Origin of the sequence: Dyadobacter sp. CY323 (assembly GCF_021390245.1) — a bacterium.
Taxonomy (GTDB): Bacteria; Bacteroidota; Bacteroidia; order Cytophagales; family Spirosomataceae; genus Dyadobacter.
The window spans coordinates 104,695-130,502 of sequence record NZ_JAJUXH010000023.1 but is presented as its reverse complement, the minus strand read 5'-3'; the positions used below and the strand labels follow the sequence as shown (position 1 = coordinate 130,502).

The following is a 25,808-nucleotide window of genomic DNA, read 5'->3' as shown; positions in this document are numbered from 1 at the left end:
TTAGTAGTTGGTAGTAGCAAACTTGGCAAGTCTTCATGACTTGCCAAGTTTTTTAATTTTTTTTACCCCAAAAAATCGTATGAAGGAATTGCTTTTACCACCTTCCCATTTCTTTCAAACAGGTCGCTTTGATGAAGTGTAATCAAAGACCCTTCTTTTAGTTTAAAAAAATCCATCGCCTCAAACAATCCGTCCAGCTCGCGGTCCAGATTGTCAGCTGATAATTCATAGCAAACCTGCACTAATTTTATTACAGTACCTTTTTGTACCACTACAAAATCGCATTCCCCTTTTTCGGAAAAGTAGTAGATCTCTCTGAAATCCCTGCGTAAATGCAAAAACACCATGTTCTCGAACTTTAGTCCGAAATCGTCGGAAAACGATCCCGAATTAGCATTAACCATACCGGTATCGGCCGCGTATATTTTCCGGGGGTTCACAAGTTGCTTTCTAGCCGAAGAGCTGAATTTCGGGATAAAATGAAAGAGGTAGGTGTATTCAAGATGCGAGAGATAATCCATGATCGTACTTGTCGACCCTACTTCAAACAAGCTCTTTAAGCGGTTGCCCGTCACAAGTTTACCCACATTCGAGACCAGGTATAACGCAAGCCTCTGCAACGTTTTTACATCACGGACTCCATAACGAACTGCAATATCTCTGATCAGTATGTCTTCAAAAAGATGATGCAGCACTTCTTCCAGTCCGAATTTTACATACTCAGGAAAACCACCGGTGTGGAGGTAAGCGAGAACAGTTTCTTCGGTTGATTCAGTTTTTCGAAAAGCTTTAAATTCATTGTATGAGAATGGGAACAGTTCCTTTGTAATGTGTCTGCCCGTCAATTTAGTACCCAGCTCACGGCTTAATAGCGAAGCATTCGAACCAGTGATCACCACTTTACAACCTTCGTCAAGTTTTTGTCTCACATACGTTTCCCAGCGATCTATGATCTGTATCTCGTCAAAAAACAAAACATTCGTTTCTGAATCCTTAATAATGGAGTCAAGTCGGGTAAAGTCGTTCGGCTCAAAATCATAAAGTCGGGTATCTTCAAAGTTGAGGTAAAGTGCTGCAGAATATTTTTCCTTTAGTAACTGATATAGCAAAGTACTTTTACCACAACGTCTTATGCCAGATACAATTAGGGCATGGGAAGTGATGTTTGGCAGCGTGTCAAGTGTTTCTCGTTTGAGGCCGGTATCCAGAATATCCAGGTTCGCTTTCTGCGCATCCATCACATGCGCGAGAACTGATTTAAGTATCATTTTGAAAGTATTTGATACAAAAATACAAACTTGTCTATTTCTATCAAACAATTTTGTCTATTACTATCGGACAGGTATGATGGGTCGGCAAACCTGGTAAGTCTTCAAGACTTGCCAGGTTCGCGTTCATCCGAAACAAAACTGTTCGATTTCGGACGTATAAATTATAGTAAATTTCTGTATTTGAGTTAGTTACGAGAGTGGCATAAATTTATTGTCTTTCTGGAAAGCTGTGCGTTAGCTTCTGGTTATCAGCCATTAGCTTTTGAGCCGGACAGTTCTTATTTTAAGATAATAACAAAATAGCTAGCAGCTAATCGCTAAAAGCTAACAGCCAAAACAAACTTATGCTCCGTAACTACTTCAAAATCGCAATCAGGACGCTTTTTAAGCATAAGACTTTCAGTTTTATCAACATATCCGGTGTGGCTCTTGGACTTACCTGTTTTTTGCTTCTGGCCATTTATGTCAAAGACGAACTGAGCTACGATCGTTACCACAAAAACGCCGACCGGATTTATCGTTTGTCGAGAACGTTCCTGTCAAAAGATGGAACGGAATCGCTGCGATTGGGGCATGCGGCACCGCCATTCGGGCCATTGATCCAGCAGGATTTTCCGGAGGTGGAGCAGGTTGTGAGGATGCTTGATGCCAGCTCACTGGTGAAATACAAGGAGAAGTCTTTTCAGGAGGAAAACATGTTCGCGGCCGAAAAGAACCTATTCAAAGTTTTTACTTTCAACGTCGAGGAAGGTAATCCCGACAAAGCATTGGAAAATCCGTTTTCCATTATGTTTTCAAGGCCTATGGCTGAGAAGTATTTTGGAAAAGAAGATCCGATCGGTAAGATTGTAAGATTGGATAACCAGCTGGATTACACCGTTACAGGCGTTTTTGAGCCACTTCCGGCACAGTCTCATTTTCATCCCAGTTTCCTTATATCATTTTCTACCCTGAATGACCCACGCGTTTACGGTGCCGAGGGGCTTCGTAACAATTGGGGGAACAACTCATTTTCGACTTTTTTGCTTCTGCCCCCGGGTTATGACCCTCAAAAGCTAACCAAGGCATTCCCTGCATTTCAAAACAAACATATTGACCAAAATGCGTCAACATACTCCGTATTGAATTTGATGAAACTGACTGATATCCACCTTTATTCACACCTGGATTCAGAAATAGAAGCAAATGGGGACATTCAATATGTATATCTGTTCTCGGCGATCGCGATTTTTATATTGATTATAGCCTGTATCAATTACATGAACCTGGCGACTGCCAAATCTGCGACCCGGGCCAAGGAAGTAGGTATGCGAAAAGTGATCGGAGCCGTACGTTCGCAGCTGATCAATCAGTTTCTGAGCGAGTCCATTATTCTGGTGTTTGTGTCGGTGGTGCTGGCCTTGTTGCTGGTGGTACTTTGCCTGCCCGCATTGAATAATTTTACTCAAAAAGAATTGACAATCAATGCGTTGCTTGATCCCGTTTTTCTGACGATCCTGCTAGGGATTACCCTTTTTACAGGAGTGATAGCAGGAAGTTATCCCGCATTTTTCATGACATCTTTCCAGCCGATCAGTGTTTTGAAAGGGAAAATTGCCTCTGCATTAAAAAACGGGAAGTTGCGCCAGAGCCTGGTTGTAATCCAGTTTGCGATCGCGGTTGTGCTCATTATCAGCACTACAGTTGTTTATAATCAAATGCGTTACATCCGGAATTACAAGCTGGGATATTCAAAAGATCAGATCATTACATTCAATATGCCGGACGATTCTGCGACTAATTTCGAAAGCGTCAGACAACGGTTCAAAGAAGATAACAGTATTAAAGAGGTGGGCCGTTCTTCACGCATCCCTTCCGGGCGTCTGCTCGATTCCTGGGAAGCGTATGTAATGAAAGGTGATTCGCTGGCACCGGCGGATATTACCATTAAATCGCTGTCCGTGGATGAAGATTTTATCCCGGCTTATCAGATTGAAATGGCCGCTGGCCGGAACTTCTCGCGAGATTATTCGACCGACAAAACGTCCGGTTTTGTGTTAAACGAAACGGCTGTGAAGTTACTCGGATACAAAAATCCGGCAGATGCAATTGGCGATCGGTTTGGATACGGAGAAGTTCGCGGCCAGATTATTGGTGTAACAAAAGACTATCATTTTGAATCCCTGCACCAGAAAGTCGCGCCGATCGCGATGTTCAACCAGCCTGGACGATTGAGCAGGATTTCGGTTCATGTCGCCGGTGCTAACCTGAAACGGGCGATTGGCCACATTGAATCCGTATGGAAAAGTCGTTTTCCTGAAATTCCATTTCAATATGAATTCCTGGATCAGCGATTCGGCCAGCTTTATGCGCGGGAACAAACGCAGCAGCTGCTTTTTGGAATATTCGCAGGCATTGCCATTTTCATTTCATGTCTGGGATTACTTGGTCTTTCGATGTTTATGGCCGAGCTGCGTACCAAAGAAATCGGCGTCCGAAAAGTACTTGGTGCATCTGTGGGCAGCATTGTAACGCTTTTGTCACAGGATTTCCTGAAACTGGTATTAATCGCCATCGTCATCGCCTCGCCGGTGGCCTGGTACGGAATGCGCAACTGGCTGCAGGATTTTGCATATCATACTGAAATAAACTGGTGGGTATTTGCACTGGCAGGTTTCGTCTCCATCGCCATCGCACTATTCACAATCAGTTTCCAAAGTATCAAAGCAGCATTGATGAATCCCGTAAAGTCGCTTAGGAGTGAATAGGAGCTGTTAGCTATTAGCAGTTAGCTTTTAGCTATTTGAAAAAAACAGGAAAATGTTTTAAACAAAAAAGCTAACAGCTAAAGGCTAATAGCTAAAAGCCATAACACCCATGTTCAAAAACCACCTAAAAATCGCTTTCCGGGCTCTGGTCCGCTATCGGAATTATACCGTTCTGAATATCCTTGGACTTTCTGTTGGTGTGGCGGCTTGTCTGCTTTTGTACGTCGTTTTTCACCATGAATCAGGTTTTGATAAGTTTCACAAAAACTACGACCGGATTTATCGCATTGTCCGGAAAACACAATTTGCAAACGGGCAGATCGATTATACTCCGGGCAGTCCACTTCCGTACGAAGCTGCATTAAAGGTCGATATCCCGCAGCTTGGAAAGATTGTCCCCGTTTACGGCACGGTCGACCCGCAGGTAACTGTGCTGGGGCAACGCACTGAGAGTCAGGTGGATGATAAAAAATTCAAGGAAGACAACGAGGGCTTAGTTACCGTTCCCGAATTTTTCGATTTGTTTGATTTTGCCTGGTTAATGGGTTCTAAAACCGTGCTGGCCGAACCAAATGTCATCGTGCTTTCTCAGAGAAAAGCGGAGAAATACTTCGGCAACTGGCAAAATGCGGTGGGTCAGTATGTGAAGATCAATAACAAAACCCTCATGAAAGTGGGTGGTATCCTGGCAAATCCGCCCTTGAATACGGATTTTCCGACCGATATTGTTATTTCATACGAATCAAAACGGAAACAGCCGCTTGCATTTGGCTGGGGTGGTTTCGACAGCTGGGGTGGCACCAGCAGCAACGATCAGCTTTTTATTCTCTTACCAGAAAAGGTCTCGGTTAAATCTATTGAAGATCAGTTTGTTAAGTTTATTGACAAACATTATAAAGACAAAAGTAACAACGCTAAAATCTCCCAGTTTCTCAGCCCGTTATCCGAATTGCATTTTGATAGCAAGCTCAGCAACTACTCCGATCACACGATCAGCAAAAATGTACTCTGGACCCTGGTCGTGATCGGAATTCTGATCATTTCGATGGCGTGTATCAACTTCATTAACCTGGCCACCGTGCAGTCTGCGCGCCGCTCGAAAGAAGTAGGCGTGCGAAAAGTGCTGGGAAGCAGCCGGAGGGAACTCATGCGCCAGTTTTTAAGCGAAACATTCCTGATTGTTACGTTTTCGGTTACACTGGGAGTGGTTATGGCCATGTTGTGCATGCCGCTGCTCGGTCGCATTTCCGAAGTTCCGGCCGGGCTGCCGGTTGTGAGTAATCCGGGTTTGTGGCTTTTTGTGCTGGCACTCGCACTGTTGGTCAGCTTCATTGCCGGGTTTTATCCAGCCGTGGTTATGTCTGGTTTTCAGCCGATCGAGGCGATCAAAAGTAAGGTTGGTACCCGCTCGCTCGGTGGGGTTTCTCTACAAAAACTGCTGATTATCGTGCAGTTTGGCGTTTCGCAGATCCTGGTGGTAGGCACTATTGTGACGATCACGCAAATGAATTTCGTGAGAGACCTGGATCTTGGTTTTGTAAAGGAAGGCGTCTATACCGTCGCGCTCGACGATGCATATAACAGCCGTCTACAAGCATTTAAAAATGAACTGATCAGCAATCCCGACATTCAGTCCGTCAGTTTTTCTTCCGATGTCCCATCTTCCGACGATAACTGGTCGGGGAATTTTGCATTTGGAAACCGGGGTAAGGATGAAGATTTTCAGATTTTCTACAAATTCGCCGATGAGGATTATTTGAAAACTTATGGCTTGCAATTCGTCGCAGGAAAAGGGTACGCAAAAGGCGACTCGATCGGTTCGTGCATAGTAAATGAAACTCTTCTTGCAAAGGTGGGGGTGAAAAACCCGCAGGATGCGATTGGTATGAATATCCAGCTTGGTCGCGGGAAATGGCAGCCGATCGTCGGCGTTGTCAAGGATTTTAAGGCTAATTCTGCGCGCGACGAGGCCAAACCCATGATGCTTGCACCAATGCCGGAATTTTACTGGAAGGGAGGGATCAAGATCCGCACCGGTAATTTGACCAAAGCTGTTGAAACCATTGAAAAAGCATATGCAAAGATCTTTCCTGAGGTCGCATTTCAGGGGAAGTTTTTCGATGAAAGCATTGAAGAATTTTACAAACAGGAAAAACAGTTGAGCCTCTTATACCAGATTTTTGCCGGACTTTCGATCTTCATCGCCTGCCTCGGATTGTTTGGTCTGGCCACGTTTATGGCGCAGCAGCGTATGAAAGAGATCGGTGTCAGAAAAGTGCTCGGGGCGTCGGTCGCTGGTATTGTAGGCTTGCTTTCCAAAGAATTTTTAATCCTGGTATTTATCGCCGTCGTAATCGCGTCACCGGTCGCCTGGTATGTGATGGATAAATGGCTGCAGGATTTCGAATACAAAATCAGCATCAGTTGGTGGATGTTCGCCGCGGGCGCATTCATGGCGACAGTAATTGCCTTTACAACAGTCAGTTTCCAAAGCATCAAAGCCGCGTTGATGAATCCCGTAAAGTCGCTTAAGAGTGAGTAGGGGCTGTTGGCTATTAGCTGTTAGCTGTTAGCTTTTATCAATTTGAGTAAGTAGGCACAGAATAATTACACTATAAAAAAGCTAAAAGCTAAAAGCTAAAAGCCACTAGCCAAAAAAAAGCATGCTAACCCACCATCTCAAAATCGCTTTTCGAAACCTTTTCAGGAATAAAACCTATTCGCTGATCAACATTGTCGGGCTGGCTTTGGGGATGGCGGTTTCGGTTTTGATACTGCTGTTTGTCATGCATGAATTCAGTTACGACAAATTTCATGCGAATCACGAAAAGACTTTCAGGATTTTGTCGAAGGTCAAGATGAATGGGAATGATCTGCAGCTGACCGGTTTTTCGCCGAATCTCGGACCGGCTTTGAAATCTTCAGGGTCAAATGTGAAGGATTTTGTGAGGGTTTTGCCTTCCTATGATAAAGTGGTGATCCGTAATCCGAAGAATAATCAGCTTTTCTACGAGGAGCATTTCATGTTTACCGATCCTTCTTTTTTCGATGTATTTTCTTTTAAATTAAAAGAAGGAAATGCGAAATCCATTCTGGAAAAGCCATTTACACTCATTATATCCGAACGCATTGCAAAGAAGTATTTCGGCAATGAAAATCCGATCGGGAAAACGCTTTTGTACGAGGGAAAACATCAGATGCAAATTGCAGGTATCGCCGAAGCCCCGCCTTCCAACTCCACCCTGGACTTTGATTTTATCACGTCGGTCGCAACTTATCCCCAGCTGAGTGAGCAAAACAAAAGCAATTTCGATACCTACGGCGTTTTCCTCACGTACCTTTTACTTGATTCGGAGAAATCCATTCCGGTAGTTGAAAAACTCATTCAAAAGCAGAATAAAGAGAAAGAAGCATTTGGAGAAACGGCGACTTATGCGCTGGAACCGCTCGCTACCATTCATTTAGGGAATAATTTTTCCGGTCCCGGCAACTCGGGCCTGATCTCGATCTTTGCTGGAATTGCAGTTCTGATCCTGTTTCTGGCTCTTTTCAATTATATGAGCCTTACCACGGCGCGGGCAACTTTACGCGCCAAAGAAGTTGGCGTTCGTAAAGTGGTGGGGTCGGGAAGGAAAGGACTGATGCAGCAGTTTTACACCGAGTCGGTTTTAGTCTGTCTCATTTCTTTTGCCTTGGCTTTTATTTTTGTTAAAATCCTGCAGCAGCCGTTTTACAATCTGCTAGACCTGCGCATTGATACCGCATTTCTGATTTCCCCCTCGTTTATCGGCCTGCTCGCTTCATTGCTGGCCATTACTGCATTACTGGCGGGAAGTTATCCGGCATTGATCCTATCGCGTTTTAGCCCATTGGAAGTATTGAAAGGCCGGTTTTCAGGAAGCCGGGGCGGGGCGACTTTACGCAAGGGTTTTTTGGTGTTTCAGTTTACGGTTTCCATTGCGCTCATTGTCTGCAGTCTCGTGGTAAGAAATCAGGTCAGTTTTATGCAAAACAAAAAACTCGGACTGTACAAAGACCAGGTTCTGGCAATCCCGATCACGCAGTCATTGCAAAAGCACTATTTCCCATTACGGGATGAAATTAGGGATCAGGCCGGGGTAATCAGCGTCTCGGCGACAAATTCGGGGCTTTTCAAAGGGTACAACTTGTGGTTTGTGAAGCATTTCACCACCAAGGCGGACGTGGGTTTAGTCAGTATGGTCACGGATAAAAACTTCGTGAATACACTCGATCTCAAATTTAAAATAGCCCCGATTGCCGGAAATTACAAAAACCGGAACTACGTGCTCCTTAATGAAATGGCGATCGAGGAACTGGGCATAAAAGGGGATCCCATCGGTCAGAAAGTAAATAATAGTGAGATCGCCGGGATCGTCCGGGATTTCGAATACGATTCTCCCAGACATGAAAAACGCGGTTTGGGGCTGTTCGTAATGGGCGACACCACCAATCTTTTCAATGCAGGTGGGGCACGTGGCGTCATATATGCGAGACTGGATACCAAAGCTAACATTCAGGAAAAGGTCGAAGCGATCGGGAAAATTTTCAAAAAATACGAGCTGGAAAAGCCCTATGAATACTACTTCCTGAACGACGCATTCAATGAGACTTTTGCGACCGAAATCAGAATGTCGAAGATGTTCTCCATTTTCACGGGGGTTGCGATTTTCATTGCCTGCATGGGATTGTTCGGCCTAGTTACATTCACAGCCGAAACACGGACCAAGGAAATCGGAATCCGGAAAGTATTAGGCGCCTCGGTGGCAGGCATCGTTGCATTACTTTCCAAAGATTTCATAAAACTCGTACTGATTTCGATCCTCATTGCATTACCCATTGCCGGTTATTTCATGGATAAATGGTTACAGGATTTTACCTATCGAATGACCATTCCAATGTGGATTTACCTGGCCGCCAGTACGTCGTCCATCGCAATAGCACTAGTGACAATTAGTTTCGAAAGTATAAAAGCAGCATTGGTAAACCCGGTGGAGTCGTTGAAGGGGGTGTAGGGGTTAGCTTGTAGCTATTAGCTGTTAGCCATTAGCTTTTTTACAATAGCTTTTAAGCAGCGAATTATAGGTCATTCATATAAGTGAATTAACAAGAGCTAAAGCTAACAGCCAAAAGCTAATAGCTAACAGCCAAACAGCCAAATAACCATGCTCACAACCTATGTCAAAATCTCCTGGCGGAACCTGATACGGGCCAAAGGGTATGCATTTATTAATCTTGCCGGCCTGGTGGTAGGCATGGCTGCTTCGGTTATGATCTTTTTGTGGATTCAAAGTGAACTGCAGTTTGATCGTTTTTATCCGAAAGCGGACCGGATTTACCAGATCTACAACCGCGATGCTTTCAATGGCGAACCGATGGTCTGGGGATCTACGCCGCCGCCGCTCGCACCTGAATTGAAAGCTACCTTCCCCGATATCGAAGGTGCGACACGTTATGCGCCCTTGACGTTGCTTTTGTCCGAAAAAGATAAAAATGTGAATGCCCGCGGAGCTTTTGCCGATCCGGACTTCCTCGAGATATTTGATTTTCCAGTAATCTCCGGAAATAAGAAGCAATTACTCAAGGAAACGAATGGCATTGTCATTACCAGAAAACTCGCGGAAAGCTTTTTCGGGACGCAGGATGTGATTGGTAAAACCATTCAGATGGATCATAAAGATAATTTCATGGTGCAGGGTGTTATAGAAAACCTTCCGCAAAATAGCCAGTTCAATGGGGTAGACTATTTATTGCCGTGGAGCTACTTTGTAAAACCTGGCTGGGCAACCATGGAATGGAACTCCAACAACTACCTCACATTCGTTGCTTTAAGAAAAGGAGTTTCGGAGGCATTGGTCAATCAAAAGATTAAAAAAGTCACGGCAAATCATCTGAAAGGCGCGATTGATAACGTCGCTAACCGGGAAATTTTTCTTCATCCTGCAAGTAAATGGCATTTATATTCCAAAGTTGAAAACGGACGATTGGTGGACGGCGGCATTGTTACCGTTCGACTTTTCGGGATCATTGCCGCATTTATCCTGCTGATTGCCTGCGTCAATTTTGTAAATCTGAGCACGGCCCGAAGTGAAAAACGTGCAAAAGAAGTCGGAGTCCGAAAAGTGGCCGGCGCGCCCAAAGGTTCACTCGTTTTACAATTCATTACTGAGTCGGTTATGCTCGCATTCATTGCGGGTTTAGGTGCGACTCTGGCCATTTTCGCCTTAACGCCCGCATTCAGTAATCTGGTCGGAAAACGTCTCAGTCCCGGTTTTGACTCCCCATACTTCTGGCTTTCCGCTGTTGGTTTCGTTCTTTTTACTGGCCTTCTGGCCGGAAGTTATCCCGCCTTTTTTCTTTCGTCATTTCAACCTGCCAAAGTACTTAAAGGCATTTACAAACAGGGTAATGCGGCGTTTTCGCCTCGAAAAGGCCTGGTTGTACTGCAATTTTCGTTTGCGATCATTCTCATTATTTCAACATTGGTGATCCGTAACCAGATCGATTACGGGCAGCAGCGCGACAATGGGTATGATAAAAACAATTTATTGATCACAGTACTGGCAGGTCAGCTGGAAGAGAATTACCAATTGGTCTGTCGGGAATTGATCGCCAGCGGGGCGGTGGTTTCGGCAACCAAATCGATGGGCCCGGCTATGTGCTTAAACACCCGCCAGTGGGGCGTCGCATTTCCCGGTAGTGTGGAAACGGATAAAAACGTCGAGTTCGACCTGTTCGGTGCAGATCAGAATTTCGTCAAAACTACCGGCGTAACATTGCTGGAAGGAAGGGAAATTGACATTGCCGGATTCCCGACCGATTCTACTGCCATTGTACTGAATGAAACAGCTGTAAAAGCAATGCGTTTGAAAAACGCGGTCGGTATGGTTGTCAACTATCAAAACATAGACTGGCACGTGGTGGGGGTAGTAAAAGACTTTATCTACGAATCACCTTATGCGCCGGTGAAACCGGCAATTATATCTGGTCCGGGCGGGGCGATCCCGCATCAATGGCTGAGTATGCGATTGAATCCCAAAAATACCGTTGCCGAAAATCTGAAAAAAGCCGAGGTGGTTTTCAAAAAATTCAACCCCGGATATCCGTTTGAATATTCTTTTGCGGATGATTCCTACAAAGCCAGGTTCGCCCAGGAGCAGCTTACTGGAACACTTACCGGAATTTTTACAGGTCTGGCGATTTTCATTTCGTGCCTGGGATTGTTCGGCCTCGCCGCCTACACTGCCCAGCAACGTACCAAGGAAATTGGTGTCAGAAAAGTACTCGGCGCGTCCGTAACCAGCGTAATTGCGCTGCTTACCAATGATTTCGTAAAACTTATCCTGATTTCCTTTTGCATTGCAGCGCCCATCGGCTGGTATGCAATGCAACAATGGCTGCTGGACTTCGACTACCGGATTACCATTGGCCCGGGAGTATTCGTTATCACCGTATTATCCTCGCTCCTGATTGTCATTCTCACAGTAAGTTTCCAGGCTATCAAAGCAGCATTAATGAACCCGGTGAAGAGTTTGCGGAGTGAGTAACAGCCAAAGGCTTCTTACTTCTCACTTCTTCCTTTTCAAACCAGCAACAACTTTATTTAAATCGAGAAAATAATGGAGACTAATTCGCGGGGCGGTAAAAAAACCGGATTCTGAGAAAACGGAATAGAAATTTGCAAAATGTCCTATTTCAAGGTTAATGCGTCGGTTATAGCTAATACCTCCCTGCATTCCAAGGAACATTTCCCTATGATTTTGATATACTCCGCTGTAATGAAAGCCAAGATAGGGCCGTATTTTACTTGATCCCATATAGCTCCCGAATGCTACTTCAAATGTTTTCAGGAATGTTTCCTCAGTGTAATTCCGATCATAACTGATCAGCACATTCGGTGTGAGGAAGATGTTAAATTTGAGATAACGGTTTTGAAATCTGCGGGGAAGATTAACCCTGATCCCTACTCCATAAGTAAATTTGTTTTTGATGTTCAAAGCATTTCCATTCCAATTTTCAAACCCGGCGTTGAAATCCAGATCATAAGTCAACCCGTTATCTTCTGCTTTGTAAATGGTGCTTATGTCCGAAAACGACTGGTTATACTTTTCGATGTATTGCTTTAAATGCTTTTCCTGATATGCGGGGACCGGGGTTTTAAATTTAGGAGCATCCCTGGACATTTCTGCCAGCTGTCTTTTGTACTCGTCATAGGTCAACAGATACTTTTTGTTGTCAACTTCTTTGTAAAACGGGTAGTTGTAAAGTTCTGTCAGTTGGTTATTCTTCTCGACAAAATAGTGAGATTGTTCCGCGGCGTTTACATACTCGTACAAAGTTGCTTTTTCACCTGCTACGATTTCCTGCAAAAAAAGACCGACCGAATCCCTGGTTTGTAACGAAGGCGCGGTTTTATAGATTTGGTCTAGCGAAATATTCAATAAGCCAATTCTTTTGCTTTTATAGATACTTTTGGCGGTCTCCATACCGAACGCCTGAATATCTTTGGTGAAAAACTCCACTTCTTCCGGTTCGTTTGCAGCCTTGAACCGAATCAGTGCGGGACTTTCCATCCAACCTTCATCTCTGACCAACCCACGAATGGTATCCTTTGTATTGGTGATGATGTAACCTTCAACCAACTTGCCTTGCGCGCTGAGCTCAACGGAACTAAGTAATTGAATTAATAAAAACAGAAAGGTAAAATAGTAAAATCGTCTTTTCATACAATGATGTTTAACAGGGCGGGGTTTAAACCTTTGATACGATAATGATGGAATGAGGGGCATTTACATGTAACCGGCAGCAAGTTAAAACTAAAGATGAACCTGCGTACGGAATTCCAACAAATATGAAAAGAGAATGCAGCCAATTCTTTGTTCCAAACCGGACAAATACTGTTCGATACTGAACAAGAAGATTTGAATGGTTTTTTGTTTAAAATATTGAGTATTAATAGGTTAAATGTATTTCTGATCTTGGCAAGCTATTTGACCTGGGGCGTATACAAGAGGTTGGCTATCGGCTCGCGGCCGTCTGCTATCAAATCGAATTGTCAGTGATTTTTTAATCCTAAAAAAGGCCGACAGCCGACAGCTGAAAGCCGACAGCCCCCATGCTCCAAAACTACCTCAAAATCGCTTTTCGCAGCCTGCAGAAAAACAAGGGATATTCTGCCATTAATATCGGCGGACTGGCAGTTGGCATGTCGGTAGCGATGCTGATCGGGCTGTGGGTTTATGATGAACTGACTTTCGACCGGTATCACCGCAATTATGAGCGGCTTGTGCAGGTGATGCAGCACCAGTCATTTAATGGAAGCAAAGGAACCGAGCGGTCGATCCCCATGCCGCTGGTTACGGAACTCCGCAACCGGTACGGCGCGGACTTCAAACATCTGGCGATGTCTTCCTGGCCGGGCGGGCATATCCTTTCTTATGGGGACAAAAAAATCTCGAAACCGGGAAATTACATGGATGTGGAAATGCCTGAAATGCTTTCCCTGGAAATGGTGAAAGGCGATTACAGTGCATTGAAAGAAACCAACTCCATTATGCTGTCCGCGAAAACAGTCGAAGCTCTGTTTGGATCAGCCGAACCCATGGGAAAGGTGATTAAAATGGACAACAAGCTGGACGTGCGGGTAACGGGAGTTTATAAAGACCTTCCATTTAATTCAGAGTTCCGGGACCTGACCATGATCGTTCCCTGGGAGCTTTTTATTGCATCACAACCGTGGGCTAAAAAGTCGCGGGATGAAGCTAAATGGGATAACAATTCCTATCAGCTCTATGCCGAAGTTGCGGATCACGTGGATGTGGAAAAGTTGAGTGCCAAGATCAAATTCGTAAAACTCAACCGGATGAAAAAGGATGAGATCGCCTCGAAGCCGGAGATTTTCCTTCATCCGATGAAAAACTGGCACCTGCGTTCCAACTGGGTCGAGGGAGAGAATACGAGCGGGTTTATACAATATGTCTGGCTGTTTTCCATTGTTGGATTGTTCGTTTTGCTACTAGCCTGTATCAATTTCATGAATCTCAGTACCGCCAGGTCCGAGAAACGGGCAAAAGAAGTCGGGATCCGGAAAGCAGTGGGCTCCCTGCGCAGCCAGCTTATCGGCCAGTTTTTCAGCGAATCTTTTCTGGTGGTGACCATCGCATTTTTCTGCGCCATAGTGCTGGCGACCAACCTGCTTCCGGCATTTAACGAGATTGCATCCAAGAAAATCGAATTCCCCTGGACACAGCCCGTTTTCTGGTTTATCAGCGCCGCATTTATCTTTACAACCGGCCTGCTGGCAGGGAGTTATCCGGCATTGTACCTTTCTTCATTTCAGCCGGTCAAAGTATTAAAAGGAGTAATCAGATCTGAGAGGTTTACTGCCGTTCCCAGGAAGGCGCTGGTTGTGGTCCAGTTTACAGTTTCCATCACGCTGATCATCGGTACCGTTATTGTTTATCAACAGATCCAGCATACCAAAAACCGTCCGATCGGCTATGATCACAATGGCTTGATTATGACCACCGTTGCTGCTCCGGAGTTTGCGCAGAAAGCGGATGTGATCCAGGAAGAGCTGATGAGTTCGGGTGCGATTGCCAACGTTGCATTGTCGTCCAGCCCACCTACCGGGATTTGGTCGAACAATGGCGGATTTAGCTGGAAAGGTATGGACCCGAACCTGCAGGCTGATTTCGGTACCGTATGGGTGACCAAAGATTTTGGGAAAACCGTTGGCTGGAAATTCAAAGAAGGCCGCGATTTTTCGAAGCAATTTTTAACGGATTCGACTGCGGTGGTCTTAAACGAAGCTGCCGTAAAATTCATGGGTATTAAAGATCCGGTCGGCAAAGTGGTACAATGGGGTTATGGAAAAGAGGCGGAGTTTTTCACGATTATCGGGGTAATCCAGGATATGCTCATGGAGTCACCATATGAGCCTGTAAAACAGGTCTTTTACTTCACCGGCAAGGCAACCAACTTTATGACTGTGAAGCTAAGTCCGGAAAAAAGTGCGACCGGGTCCATTGCGGTCGTTGAGTCGGTTTTGAAAAGACATGTTCCGGCTGCACCTTTCGAATACAAGTTTGTAAATGAAGAGTTTGGGAAGAAATTCGCCTCCGAGGAACGCATCGGAAAACTGGCCGCCATTTTCGCCGGACTGGCCATTTTTATATCCTGTCTCGGTTTGTTCGGTCTGGCTTCATTTGTGGCGGAGCAACGTGTGAAAGAAATCGGGGTGCGCAAAGTGCTGGGCGCGTCCATTCTGAATCTGTGGCAATTAATGTCCCAGGACTTTGTGGTACTGGTCGTTATTTCCTGCATCATCGCCAGCCCGATCGCCTATTACTTCCTGAACGACTGGCTTTTAACTTATAAATATCACACGACCGTGCAATGGTGGATCTTCCCCGCAGCAGCCGGATGTGCCATGCTAATCACCATCGCAACCGTAAGTTACCAGGCAATCAGAGCCGCATTAATAAATCCAGTGAAGTCGTTGAGAAGCGAATGAAAAATGGAGGAACGGGAGGAGGGAAAAAGGAAAGTCTTCTCATTTATCCTTTATCCCTTTTGTCCCTTCATCCCTTTTGTCCCTTCATCCCCTTCGTCCATTTTAACCTTTTTTTATGATCAAAAGCTACTTCAAAATTGCCCTCCGCAACCTGGCTAACAACAAGGTTTACAGCCTGATCAATATTCTTGGTCTGGCGATGGGGATTACTACTTGTATGTTGATATGCCTCTATGTGATCGATGAGGCCAGTTATGACAAGCAATTTGCGGATGGGGAACGTATTTTCAGGGTTGCTTCCGAAGTGAAAGGCGAGAAGTGGATGGCAGCTGCGGCTCCCGTTGCAGGCGGGTTGAAGAAAGATTACCCGGAAGTAGAGCAGGTGACGCGGCTTTTAAGAATGCCAGGTGTGGACAAGTTTCTGCTCAATTATGAGCCAAACCAAAAGAAATTTTACGAAACAAACGGATATTATGTCGACTCGACTTTTTTCCAGCTTTTTAATTACAACTTCAAATACGGCAGCAAGTTAACTGCATTCAACCAGCCCAACTCCATTGTTATATCCGAGGAAATTGCTTCCAAACTTTTCGGTAATACGGACCCCGTTGATAAAGTCATTAAAGTCACATTGCCATTCGGCGAGAGTAGTTATACCGTAAAAGGCGTGTTTGATAGTCAGGGTGGGAAGTCGCACATTCCGGCACACATGTTACTTTCGATGAATAACAGCGACGTGGGGCAATGGGTGAAAAGCCAGACCAGCTGGGCAAATAACAGCGTGTTTCATACCTACGTCAAATTAAAAAAAGCTGCTGATCCAGAGTCATTTGAAAGCAAACTGAGTGATTTTTTTGAACGAAACGGTATTCAGGAATTCAAAGCGGCGGGTTATACAAAAACCTTGTTCCTCCAACCTTTGCAGGACATTTACCTCCATTCGAACTTCGAATTTGAGATTGCGCCAAATGGCAATGTCAAATACCTCTACATTTTTGGCTCGGTAGCAGCCTTTTTGCTGTTTATTGCCTGCATTAACTTCATGAACCTGAGTACCGCGAGAAGTGAAAAGCGGGCGAAAGAAGTGGGGTTGAGAAAAACGATCGGCGCGGTAAAAAGTAGTCTGGTCGGACAATTTTTAGGTGAATCCATATTAATGAGCTTGTTGGCTCTGGTGATTTCGTTTGTTCTCATTCAGTCGCTCACGCCATTATTCAGTCAGGTCACCGGCAAGACGCTTTCCTTGTTCGATCATCCTGAAATATTTTCCTGGCTGCTGGCCCTCACATTGCTTACCGGCTTATTATCAGGCTTGTACCCGGCATTTTATCTCGCCTCGTTTACCCCGATCTCGGTTTTAAAAGGCAGATTGAAAAGTAGCTTTTCTGTGGTGATGATCCGAAAAGGCCTGGTGGTTTTTCAGTTCAGTATTTCAATGATCCTCATTCTTGGAGCCCTGCTCATAGGCCGGCAAATGGATTACCTGAGCAACCGGAATCTTGGTTTTGACAAAACTCAAAAACTCATTTTCCCACTACAAAGCATCGAAGCCGGTACGAACCTGAAAGTCCTGAAAAACGAGCTGGCTAACGATCCGGAAGTAATTTCATCTGCCAAAGGATCTACCTATCCGGGTATTGAAAACGTGCAGGGAATGCTTTTCTACGGCGAAGGAAAAGCGAGTGTGGAGAATTTTGAGATCAGCACGGCCAACATTGAAAACGACTACCTGCGTACACTCGGAATACAGCTTCTGAAAGGCCGCGGATTTTCTGAGGAATTCAAAGCCGATTCGAATGCCGTCGTTTTGAATGAAACTGCATTAGCTAAACTGGGCTATACCCCCGACAATGCAGTTGGGAAGAATATCTATTATGATTTTCAGGGCAAGCGTATTGCGATGAACATCATTGGTGTGGTCAAGGATTATCATTTTGAAGGCTTACAAAAGGAAATCCGGCCGCTCGCTCTCACGATTTCGCCGTTTTTCAGTGCGGCAAACAGTTACCTGATCGTAAATGTGAAAACCCGTGAATATTCGAAGTTGATCGGGAAGATTGGTCAGATCTGGCAAAAGGTAAACCCGAACACACCGTTTCAGTATTCTTTTCTGGATCAGGACTTTCAAAAAAACTATGAAAAAGAAGAACGTACCTCACAACTGATCAGCTACTTCGCATTCATCGGGATTTTCATTGCTTGTCTGGGATTGTTCGGGCTCGCTACTTTCACAGCGGAGCAGCGCACCAAAGAAATCGGCATCCGCAAAGTACTGGGCGCTTCCATATTCAGCATTACGACACTATTGTCCGGCGATTTTCTGAAACTCGTTTTCATTTCCATTCTCATCGCCTCGCCGCTGGCCTGGTGGGCAATGGATAAATGGCTGAACAATTTCGCATTCAAAACAACCATTTCCTGGCAGATTTTCATCATCGCCGGCACAATGCTGATTGCAATGGCATTGATTACAATTGGTTATCAGACAGTAAAGGCAGCGTTGAGGAATCCAGTTAGGAGTATCGGATGAGCAATCAGCTGTTAGCTATTAGCTAACAGCCATTAGCTGTTAGCTTTTTAAACAACAACACAAATAACTAAACGCTAAAACGCTAAACGCTAAACGCTAATCGCTAAACGCTAACAGCTAACAGCCCAAAAAACCATGCTCAAAACCACCCTCAAAATCTCCTTCCGCAACCTTATCAAAAACAAAGGCTACTCTGCCATTAACATCGGTGGGCTGGCTATTGGTATGGCTGTGGCCATGTTGATCGGGTTTTGGATCTTTGATGAGCTGTCATTCGACAAGTATCATAAAAATTACGACCGCATCGCGCAGATAATACAAAGCCAGGAGATACATGGCGAAAAAGAGACTTCGAAATCGCTTCCGTTCCCATTCGTAAATGAGCTGAAAACGAATTACGGAGAAAGCTTCAAACACATCGTTGCATCCACGCAAACCAGTGACTATGTGCTGTCTGCCGGAGAGAATAAAGTATCAAAAAAGGGGCTGTTTATGGAACAGGCTGCACCTGAAATGTTTTCCCTGGAAATGCTCGCCGGCTCCTGGGCTGGATTAAAGGAAATGCAGTCCATTTTGCTTTCTGAATCCACGGCAAAGGTTCTTTTTGGCAAAACCGATCCATTAAACCAGCTTGTTAAGATCGATACGGACAAGCATGTGCGGGTGACCGGGATCTATAAAGACCTGCCGCAAAATGCGAGGTTCCATGACATTCAGTTTCTGTCGACCTGGGATTATTTCCTGGCGACGAATGCCCACATGTCGAAAAAGAAATGGGATAATCATGCGCTTTGGGTTTTTGTAGAAATAAAACCCGAAACCAGCTTCGCCAAAGCTTCCGCTGCGATCCGCGACTCGGAATTGAATGCGATCCGTCATATGGATAATATGAAAGAAGAGGCAGCTACAAACCCGGAAATGTGGCTGCATCCGATGAGCAACTGGCATTTGTATTCGAATTTCAGAAACGGTGTGCCGGATAGCGGGCCGGTGCAATATGTATGGCTTGTGGCGCTGATCGGCTTTTTCGTATTGCTGCTCGCCTGTATCAATTTCATGAACCTGAGCACTGCGCGCTCCGAAAAGCGGGCGAAGGAAGTAGGTATCCGCAAGGCGATCGGCTCACTCCGCGGGCAACTGATCGGACAGTTTTTCAGCGAGTCTTTTGTGGTCGTTTTTATCGCATTTGGCATTGCGCTATTCCTTGCCGCAGTTTCTTTAAGCTGGTTTAATGAGCTGGCTGTCAAACAAATGACCATTCCCTGGTCGAATGCCTATTTCTGGTTATTCAGTCTGGGTTTTATTTTCATTACCGGCTTACTCGCGGGAAGTTACCCCGCATTGTACCTGACTTCCTTTCAGCCGGTAAAAGTTTTAAAAGGTACGACGATCCATTTCGGCAAATTTGCTTCCTTGCCGCGTAAGATATTGGTCTCCATGCAGTTTACAGTTTCCATTACACTGGTGATCTGTACCATTATCATTTATAGCCAGGTCCAATTTGCCAAAAACCGTCCGGTCGGCTATTCCCGTGATGGGCTGATGATGGTCTCCATGCGGACGGACGAATTTTCCAGCAAAACTGAACTGATCCAATCCGAACTTAAAAATACCGGCGTCGTCTCCGAAGTTGCATTATCCCAGAGCCCCACAACGGGTGTGTGGAGTGCGAATGACGGGTTTACCTGGAAAGGGAATGAGCAGGGAACCGATAATTTTGCTACGCTTACCGTTACACCGGAATATGCCAAAACGGTTGGCTGGGAGTTTCTGGCCGGGAGGAATTTGTCAAAGGCATTTGCCTCCGATTCGGCTGGTTTTGTGATTAATGAAACGGCTGCGAAACTTCTGGGTTTTTCGGGACAGAAAGTGGGTGAAGCAATCGGGCAAACGATCGACTGGAAAAGCAAATGGATGACCAATGATATTCAAAAGCATTTCAAGATCCTTGGTGTGGTGAAGGATATGGTCATGGAATCGCCTTTTGAGAAGATCAAACCAACTGTTTTCTTCCTTTTCGGGGATTCAAATTGGATTAATATCAAGATTAACCCTCATGTAAGCACCAGCGCTGCATTGCCTAAAATTGAAGCCGTTTTCAAAAAGCTCACACCGGGAACTCCATTTGAATATCAATTCGCCGACCAGGAATATGAGGCGAAGTTCAGGGCCGAAGAACGCATTGGCAAGCTATCCGGATTCTTCTCATTTCTCGCTATCCTGATTTCCTGTCTCGGACTTTTTGGACTGGCCTCTTTTGTAGCGGAGCAGCGCACCAAGGAAATCGGGATCAGGAAAGTGCTCGGTGCTTCTGTAGCAAATCTCTGGCAAATGCTTTCAAAGGATTTTGCATTACTGGTGACCCTATCCGCCATTCTCTCCATTCCCATTTCCTTATACGCCATGCAAGAATGGCTGTCGAAATACAATTACCGCACAGAAATATCCTGGTGGATTTTCGCCGCAGTCGGTTCCGGCGCATTACTATTGACATTAATGACAGTAAGTTACCAAGCAATCCGCGCCGCATTGCTGGATCCGGTGAAGACGTTGAGAAGTGAATGAATATTTTAGGAGGAATGGGAGAAAAGGAGAGGGGAGAAATCTAATCCCTTTTTACCCCTTCTTCCTTCCTCCGTTTCCTCCATTAACCTTTTTTTCATGCTCCCTACCTACCTTAAAATCTCCTTTCGCAACCTGCTCAAAGAGCGGCAGTTTACGGTTTTGAACCTGATCGGGCTTTCGACCGGATTGGCCTGTACTTTTCTGATTTACCTGTGGATCAATGATGAGTTGCATGTGGATAAATACAATGCAAAAGACACGCAGCTTTATCAGGTCATGGCCAATCATAAAAATCAGGACGGCATTAAAACGATAACGCACACGGCTGGCCTCCTTGCAGATGCATTGGCAGCAGAAATGCCGGAGGTGGAGCACGCGGTTACGGTGTTGCCGGCGTCCTGGTTTTCCAATAGTGGTACTGTCTCATTTGGCAATACGCATTTGAAAACGGGTGAGCAGTTTGTCGGGAAAGAGTATTTTAATGTATTCAGTTGTCCCATCGTCGAAGGCGACCGGAATTCCTTATTTCGTGACAATCAAACGATTGGAATCTCGGATGAAATGGCTTTGAAACTTTTCAGTACCACCGAAAATGTGATCGGTAAAACGGTTAAGTGGGAAAAAGACGAATTCAGTGGGTTGTACCATATTGGGCACGTTTTTAAGAAAAATCCGGCGAATGCAGTCGAGCGGTTCGATCTGCTGTTCAATTTCGCGCTGTATGCAGAAAAACGCCCTGGGATGAAAGAATGGGGCAATAGTGATCCCAGTACTTATTTGATTTTAAAAAAAGGAACGGATGTAGCCGCATTGAATGATAAGCTGAAAAACTTCCTGCTAACGAAACAAAAAAGTCTGGATGTCGAGTTATTCGCCATCAAATTTTCGGATAAATACCTGGACGGCCAATTTGAAAACGGTGTTCAGGCGGGCGGGCGGATTGTCTACGTAAAGCTATTTGGCATAATCGCACTATTTATATTATTGGTAGCCTGTATCAATTTCATGAATTTGTCGACTGCCCGCGCTTCGGGCCGTATGAAGGAAGTTGGCGTTAAAAAGACATTGGGCGCAGGGCGCAAGTCATTGGTCACGCAGTACCTGAGCGAGTCGGTGCTGATGGCTTTTTTGTCGCTCGTCATCGCCATTTTATTCGTTTTGCTCCTTTTGCCACAATTTAATAACCTGACTGGAAAGCAGATCGACCTGCAATTGGACCCGACGATGTTGGTGTACATTTTGACAATAACATTTGCAACCGGCCTTATCGCAGGCAGTTACCCTGCATTTTACTTATCCGGCTTTAATGCGATCTCGGTTTTAAAAGGGACGCTGCGGACTTCGGTGAGTGAATTACTGGTACGAAAAGGGCTTGTGGTGTTTCAGTTTGCTATTTCCATGATATTCATCGTGTCAGTGCTGGTCGTTTACAAGCAAATTGAATTTATCCAATCCAAAAACCTGGGTTACAATCGCGACAACATCATTCATTTTGAGATTCCGATGGAGACGGATTTAGTGAGCCTTAAATCTTCCGAAGCATTTCTAAATGAACTGAAAAATGTACCTGGCGTGGTCAGCGCTGCGAGTTACGGCCACAACCTGACAGGAGTACATGGGAGTATTTCGGGTTTTGAATGGCCTGGACGCCCGCCTGGGAAAGATATCGATTTCGCCAACCTGGAAGTCGGCTTCAATTTCATTGAAACGTTTGGGATCCAGTTGAAAGAAGGACGGAGTTTTTCGCAAAACCAAAATGCGGGCAACGAGATCGTCTTTAACGAATCGGCCATTAAGGCAATGGGATTAAAAGATCCGATTGGTAAAACGGTGAAGTTTTGGGGTAGGGAGCGGCAGATTGTGGGAGTGGTGAAGGATTTCAATTTCGAATCGCTTTATGAAAATGTAAAACCCTGCTTTTTTCAGGTGTATCCGGTAGTGCCGAATATCATGCTCAAAATTCAGGGTGGTGCGGAGCCTCAAACCATCGCCCGGGTTGAGAAAGCATTTAAGGAACATTACCAGGGTAATGCGTTTGAGTACGAGTTTATGGACGAAAATTACAAAGCGTTGTATGCCTCCGAGCGTCGGATCAGTGTTTTATCAAGATACTTCGCCGGACTTGCGGTGCTCATTTCCTGCCTCGGGCTTTTCGGACTAGCTGCATTTACCGCCCAGAGAAGACAAAAAGAAATCGGTATCCGGAAGGTGGTGGGCGCAACAATCAGCAACGTAGTCGTCATGCTTTCCGCGGATTTTCTCAAACTGATCGTCATCGCGATGGTTATCGCATTCCCGCTGATCGGCTGGGCAATGGACCAGTGGCTCCACGAATTCGCCTACCGCATCGACCTCCATATCAGTATTTTCATCTACTCAGGCCTGGCAATCGCAACGCTGGCGCTAGGAACAGTGGGTTACCAGGCGGTAAAAGCAGCGGTAATGGATCCGGTGAAGAGTTTGAGAAGTGAGTAGGGGGTTTGCTAGCTGTTAGCTGTTAGCTGTTAGCTGTTAGCTGTTAGCTGTTAGCCTTTAATTCTTTTAGCCCTCCTGTTAAATTTTTTATAATGAAAATCAAAACAAAAAAAGCTAAGAGCTAACAGCCAATAGCTAAAAAGCCGACAGCCCAAAAACGCCATGCTAAAAAACTATCTAAAAATCGCCTGTCGCAGTCTTGCGAAAAACAAAGGGTACTCCGCAATTAACATTGGTGGGCTTGCGCTGGGAATGTCCGTTGCGATGCTCATTGGTTTGTGGATCCAGGATGAGCTTTCGTATGATAAGTATCACAAAAATTACGACCGGGTTGCCCAGGTATGGCAGTACGTCACGTTCGATGTGGAAACCACGGCTTATGATGTTTCACCTATTCCGATGGCGGATGAGTTGCGCTCCAAGTACCCCGATTTTGAGAAAGTTTCGCTCGGGAAGGGTAGTCAATCCCTGTTGGTAGCCGGAGAAAAGAAAATCGAAATGGCCGGAAAGTACGTGGAGCCGGATTTTCTGGATATGATGACGGTAAAACTGCTCTCGGGAACGAACAAGGCATTGAACGATCCGGGCGCGATCCTGCTGTCGGAGTCGCTGGCGAAAACGCTTTTCGGCAGCCAGGACCCGATGGAAAAAGTGATTCGCATTGATAACAAAACCGATGTGAAAGTGGCAGGAGTGTATGAAGATTTTCCTGGCAACAGCAGCCTTAAAGAAACCACCTACCTGGTACCCTGGTCATTACTGATCTCGACGGATAAGTATGCAAAAGGTGCCTTGCAGCAATGGGACGAGAATTCGTGGCAGGTTTATGTGCAGTTGAAGGAAGGAGGTGACTTTGGGAAGGCATCAGCGAAGATCAAAGACATTCGCATGAAAAAAGAGAATCCTCCGGGTTACAAGCCACAGTATTTCCTGCATCCGATGCATAAATGGCACCTGTATTCGGACTTTGAAAATGGGCAGAATGTAGGTGGACTGATCACGTATGTATGGCTGTTTGGCATTATCGGTACGTTTGTTCTGCTGCTGGCTTGCATCAATTTCATGAATCTCAGCACAGCCAGATCCGAAAAACGCGCAAAAGAGGTGGGCGTGCGGAAGGCAATCGGTTCGTTACGCTCACAACTGGTCGGCCAGTTTTTCAGCGAATCGCTGCTGGTTGTATTCATGGCATTTTTAGTTGCCGTTTTGCTGGCTGCGGCAATGTTGCCATTCTTCAACGAGGTCGCCTACAAAACAATGACAATGCCATTTTTTGAACCGGTTTTCTGGCTTGCGGGATTGGCTTTCTGTCTGTTTACAGGACTGATCGCGGGCAGTTACCCTGCGCTGTATCTATCGTCTTTCAAGCCGGTTACGGTTTTGAAGGCCGGCAGCTCCACGTTCCGGGCCGGTTTTGGAAAGCTTGCTACATTGCCTCGCAAAGTGCTGGTAGTGATTCAGTTCACTGTTTCAGTTACGCTCATTATTGGTACGATCGTGGTGTTCAGGCAAATTCAGTTTGCGAAAAACAGACCTGTGGGATACGACCGAAATGGATTGATTGAGGTAGGCATGAACACGCCCGAACTTTACGGAAAGTACAGTGTGCTCCGGCAAGATTTGCTCAACACCGGCGCAGTCAGGGAAATGTCGGAGTCGTCGGGATCGGTGACGGTACAATATGGCGGTACCACGGATATGTCGTGGCCGGGTAAAAAGCCGGACGAGCATCCGCTGATCATGTCTAATTCCGTGAGTCATGAATATGGGAAAACCATTGGTTGGCAACTTGTTGCAGGCCGGGATTTCTCAAAGCAGTTCACAACCGACTCTTCGGCGATGATCCTCAATGAGGCAGCAGTAAAGTTAATGGGGTTGAAAAATCCAGTCGAAACAATTGTGAAAAGAGGAGGAAAGGATTTCAAAATCGTAGGCGTCGTGAAGGATATGATCCGGGAAAATCCTTTTTCACCAACCAGTCCCTCGTTTTTCGTGGTAAACGGCAATGTAAATACGATCAACATTCGTCTTGCGGCCGGCACAAGCCTGGCTGCGTCTCTCGCAAAAGTGGAGGCGGTTTTCGGGAAGCATAATCCGGGGAGCCCGTTTGTTTACAAATTTGTAGATGAAGAATATGCCAAAAAGTTCGGCGACGAAGCCCGCATTGGTAAGCTGTCTTCTTTCTTTGCCGTTTTAGCCATTTTTATTTCCTGCCTCGGACTGTTTGGTCTGGCTTCATTCATTGCCGAGCAGCGCACAAAAGAAATCGGAGTCCGCAAAGTGCTCGGCGCCTCGGTACTGAACCTCTGGCAGTTGATGTCAAAAGATTTCGTGTTACTGGTGATCATTTCCTGTCTCATCGCCTGCCCGATCGCGTGGTACCTGATGCACGGCTGGCTGGCGACATACACGCTCCACACCGAAATTTCCTGGTGGATTTTCGCCGCAACCGGTTTAGGCGCATTGGCGATCACGCTGCTCACCGTCAGTTTTCAGGCGATTAAAGCTGCATTAATCAATCCGGTGAGAAGTTTGCGGAGTGAGTAGGGGCTGTTAGCTTTTAGCGATTAGCTATTGGCTCTTTTACTTTAAATCAGTAAGGTTTTACAGTTTTAAATTTATCTCTAACAGCTAACAGCTAACAGCTAACAGCTAACAGCTAACAGCTAACATCTAACAGCTAACAA

At 45.5% G+C, this 25,808-nt stretch carries 11 protein-coding genes; 9 read left to right on the top strand and 2 right to left on the bottom strand.

Annotated features, from left to right (window positions below; genetic code table 11):
• Positions 1-62: 62 nt before the first annotated feature.
• Positions 63-1,268 carry an ATP-binding protein gene (locus tag LZG72_RS25185; protein WP_233877910.1) on the bottom strand — a complete coding sequence of 402 codons (1,206 nt, stop codon included), beginning with the start codon at positions 1,266-1,268 and terminating at the stop codon, positions 63-65.
• Positions 1,269-1,615: 347 nt separating this feature from the next.
• Between LZG72_RS25185 and LZG72_RS25180 the strand changes: the two genes are divergently transcribed.
• From LZG72_RS25180 to LZG72_RS25165, 4 genes are all read left to right on the top strand, one after another.
• On the top strand, positions 1,616-4,018 hold the full coding sequence (locus LZG72_RS25180; RefSeq protein WP_233877909.1) for an ABC transporter permease: 2,403 nt from the start codon (positions 1,616-1,618) through the stop codon (positions 4,016-4,018).
• A gap of 109 nt (positions 4,019-4,127) precedes the next feature.
• A complete protein-coding gene (locus LZG72_RS25175; protein ID WP_233877908.1) occupies positions 4,128-6,560 on the top strand; it encodes an ABC transporter permease in 2,433 nt (810 codons plus the stop codon).
• A gap of 121 nt (positions 6,561-6,681) precedes the next feature.
• The gene (locus LZG72_RS25170; RefSeq protein ID WP_233877907.1) at positions 6,682-9,051 is read left to right on the top strand and encodes an ABC transporter permease; all 2,370 of its coding nucleotides are present in this window, start codon (positions 6,682-6,684) and stop codon (positions 9,049-9,051) included.
• Positions 9,052-9,201: 150 nt separating this feature from the next.
• Entirely contained in the window at positions 9,202-11,583 is a 2,382-nt protein-coding gene (locus LZG72_RS25165) for an ABC transporter permease (protein WP_233877906.1), read from the top strand.
• A gap of 21 nt (positions 11,584-11,604) precedes the next feature.
• Here LZG72_RS25165 and LZG72_RS25160 read toward each other — a convergent pair whose 3' ends face one another.
• On the bottom strand, positions 11,605-12,762 hold the full coding sequence (locus LZG72_RS25160) for a hypothetical protein (RefSeq protein ID WP_233877905.1): 1,158 nt from the start codon (positions 12,760-12,762) through the stop codon (positions 11,605-11,607).
• A 389-nt stretch (positions 12,763-13,151) separates the two neighbouring features.
• Between LZG72_RS25160 and LZG72_RS25155 the strand changes: the two genes are divergently transcribed.
• The 5 genes from LZG72_RS25155 (at position 13,152) to LZG72_RS25135 (ending at position 25,668) form a co-directional block, all read left to right on the top strand.
• A complete protein-coding gene (locus LZG72_RS25155) occupies positions 13,152-15,551 on the top strand; it encodes an ABC transporter permease (RefSeq protein ID WP_233877904.1) in 2,400 nt (799 codons plus the stop codon).
• A gap of 115 nt (positions 15,552-15,666) precedes the next feature.
• Positions 15,667-18,081 (top strand): ABC transporter permease, encoded by a 2,415-nt coding sequence (locus tag LZG72_RS25150; protein ID WP_233877903.1) that lies wholly within the window; start codon positions 15,667-15,669, stop codon positions 18,079-18,081.
• A 135-nt stretch (positions 18,082-18,216) separates the two neighbouring features.
• Positions 18,217-20,646 carry an ABC transporter permease gene (locus LZG72_RS25145; RefSeq protein WP_233877902.1) on the top strand — a complete coding sequence of 810 codons (2,430 nt, stop codon included), beginning with the start codon at positions 18,217-18,219 and terminating at the stop codon, positions 20,644-20,646.
• A 96-nt stretch (positions 20,647-20,742) separates the two neighbouring features.
• The gene (locus tag LZG72_RS25140) at positions 20,743-23,121 is read left to right on the top strand and encodes an ABC transporter permease (RefSeq protein WP_233877901.1); all 2,379 of its coding nucleotides are present in this window, start codon (positions 20,743-20,745) and stop codon (positions 23,119-23,121) included.
• A gap of 162 nt (positions 23,122-23,283) precedes the next feature.
• Complete coding sequence (locus tag LZG72_RS25135) at positions 23,284-25,668, top strand: ABC transporter permease (protein ID WP_233877900.1); 2,385 nt, start codon at positions 23,284-23,286, stop codon at positions 25,666-25,668.
• The last annotated feature ends 140 nt before the right edge of the window (positions 25,669-25,808 follow it).

Excerpts from the sequence above, each read along its gene's own strand:
- LZG72_RS25185 (WP_233877910.1), bottom strand. The coding sequence starts at position 1,268 with ATGATACTTAAATCAGTTCTCGCGCATGTGATGGATGCGCAGAAAGCG.
- LZG72_RS25180 (WP_233877909.1), top strand. The coding sequence starts at position 1,616 with ATGCTCCGTAACTACTTCAAAATCGCAATCAGGACGCTTTTTAAGCAT.
- LZG72_RS25175 (WP_233877908.1), top strand. The coding sequence starts at position 4,128 with ATGTTCAAAAACCACCTAAAAATCGCTTTCCGGGCTCTGGTCCGCTAT.
- LZG72_RS25170 (WP_233877907.1), top strand. The coding sequence starts at position 6,682 with ATGCTAACCCACCATCTCAAAATCGCTTTTCGAAACCTTTTCAGGAAT.
- LZG72_RS25165 (WP_233877906.1), top strand. The coding sequence starts at position 9,202 with ATGCTCACAACCTATGTCAAAATCTCCTGGCGGAACCTGATACGGGCC.
- LZG72_RS25160 (WP_233877905.1), bottom strand. The coding sequence starts at position 12,762 with ATGAAAAGACGATTTTACTATTTTACCTTTCTGTTTTTATTAATTCAA.
- LZG72_RS25155 (WP_233877904.1), top strand. The coding sequence starts at position 13,152 with ATGCTCCAAAACTACCTCAAAATCGCTTTTCGCAGCCTGCAGAAAAAC.
- LZG72_RS25150 (WP_233877903.1), top strand. The coding sequence starts at position 15,667 with ATGATCAAAAGCTACTTCAAAATTGCCCTCCGCAACCTGGCTAACAAC.
- LZG72_RS25145 (WP_233877902.1), top strand. The coding sequence starts at position 18,217 with ATGCTCAAAACCACCCTCAAAATCTCCTTCCGCAACCTTATCAAAAAC.
- LZG72_RS25140 (WP_233877901.1), top strand. The coding sequence starts at position 20,743 with ATGCTCCCTACCTACCTTAAAATCTCCTTTCGCAACCTGCTCAAAGAG.
- LZG72_RS25135 (WP_233877900.1), top strand. The coding sequence starts at position 23,284 with ATGCTAAAAAACTATCTAAAAATCGCCTGTCGCAGTCTTGCGAAAAAC.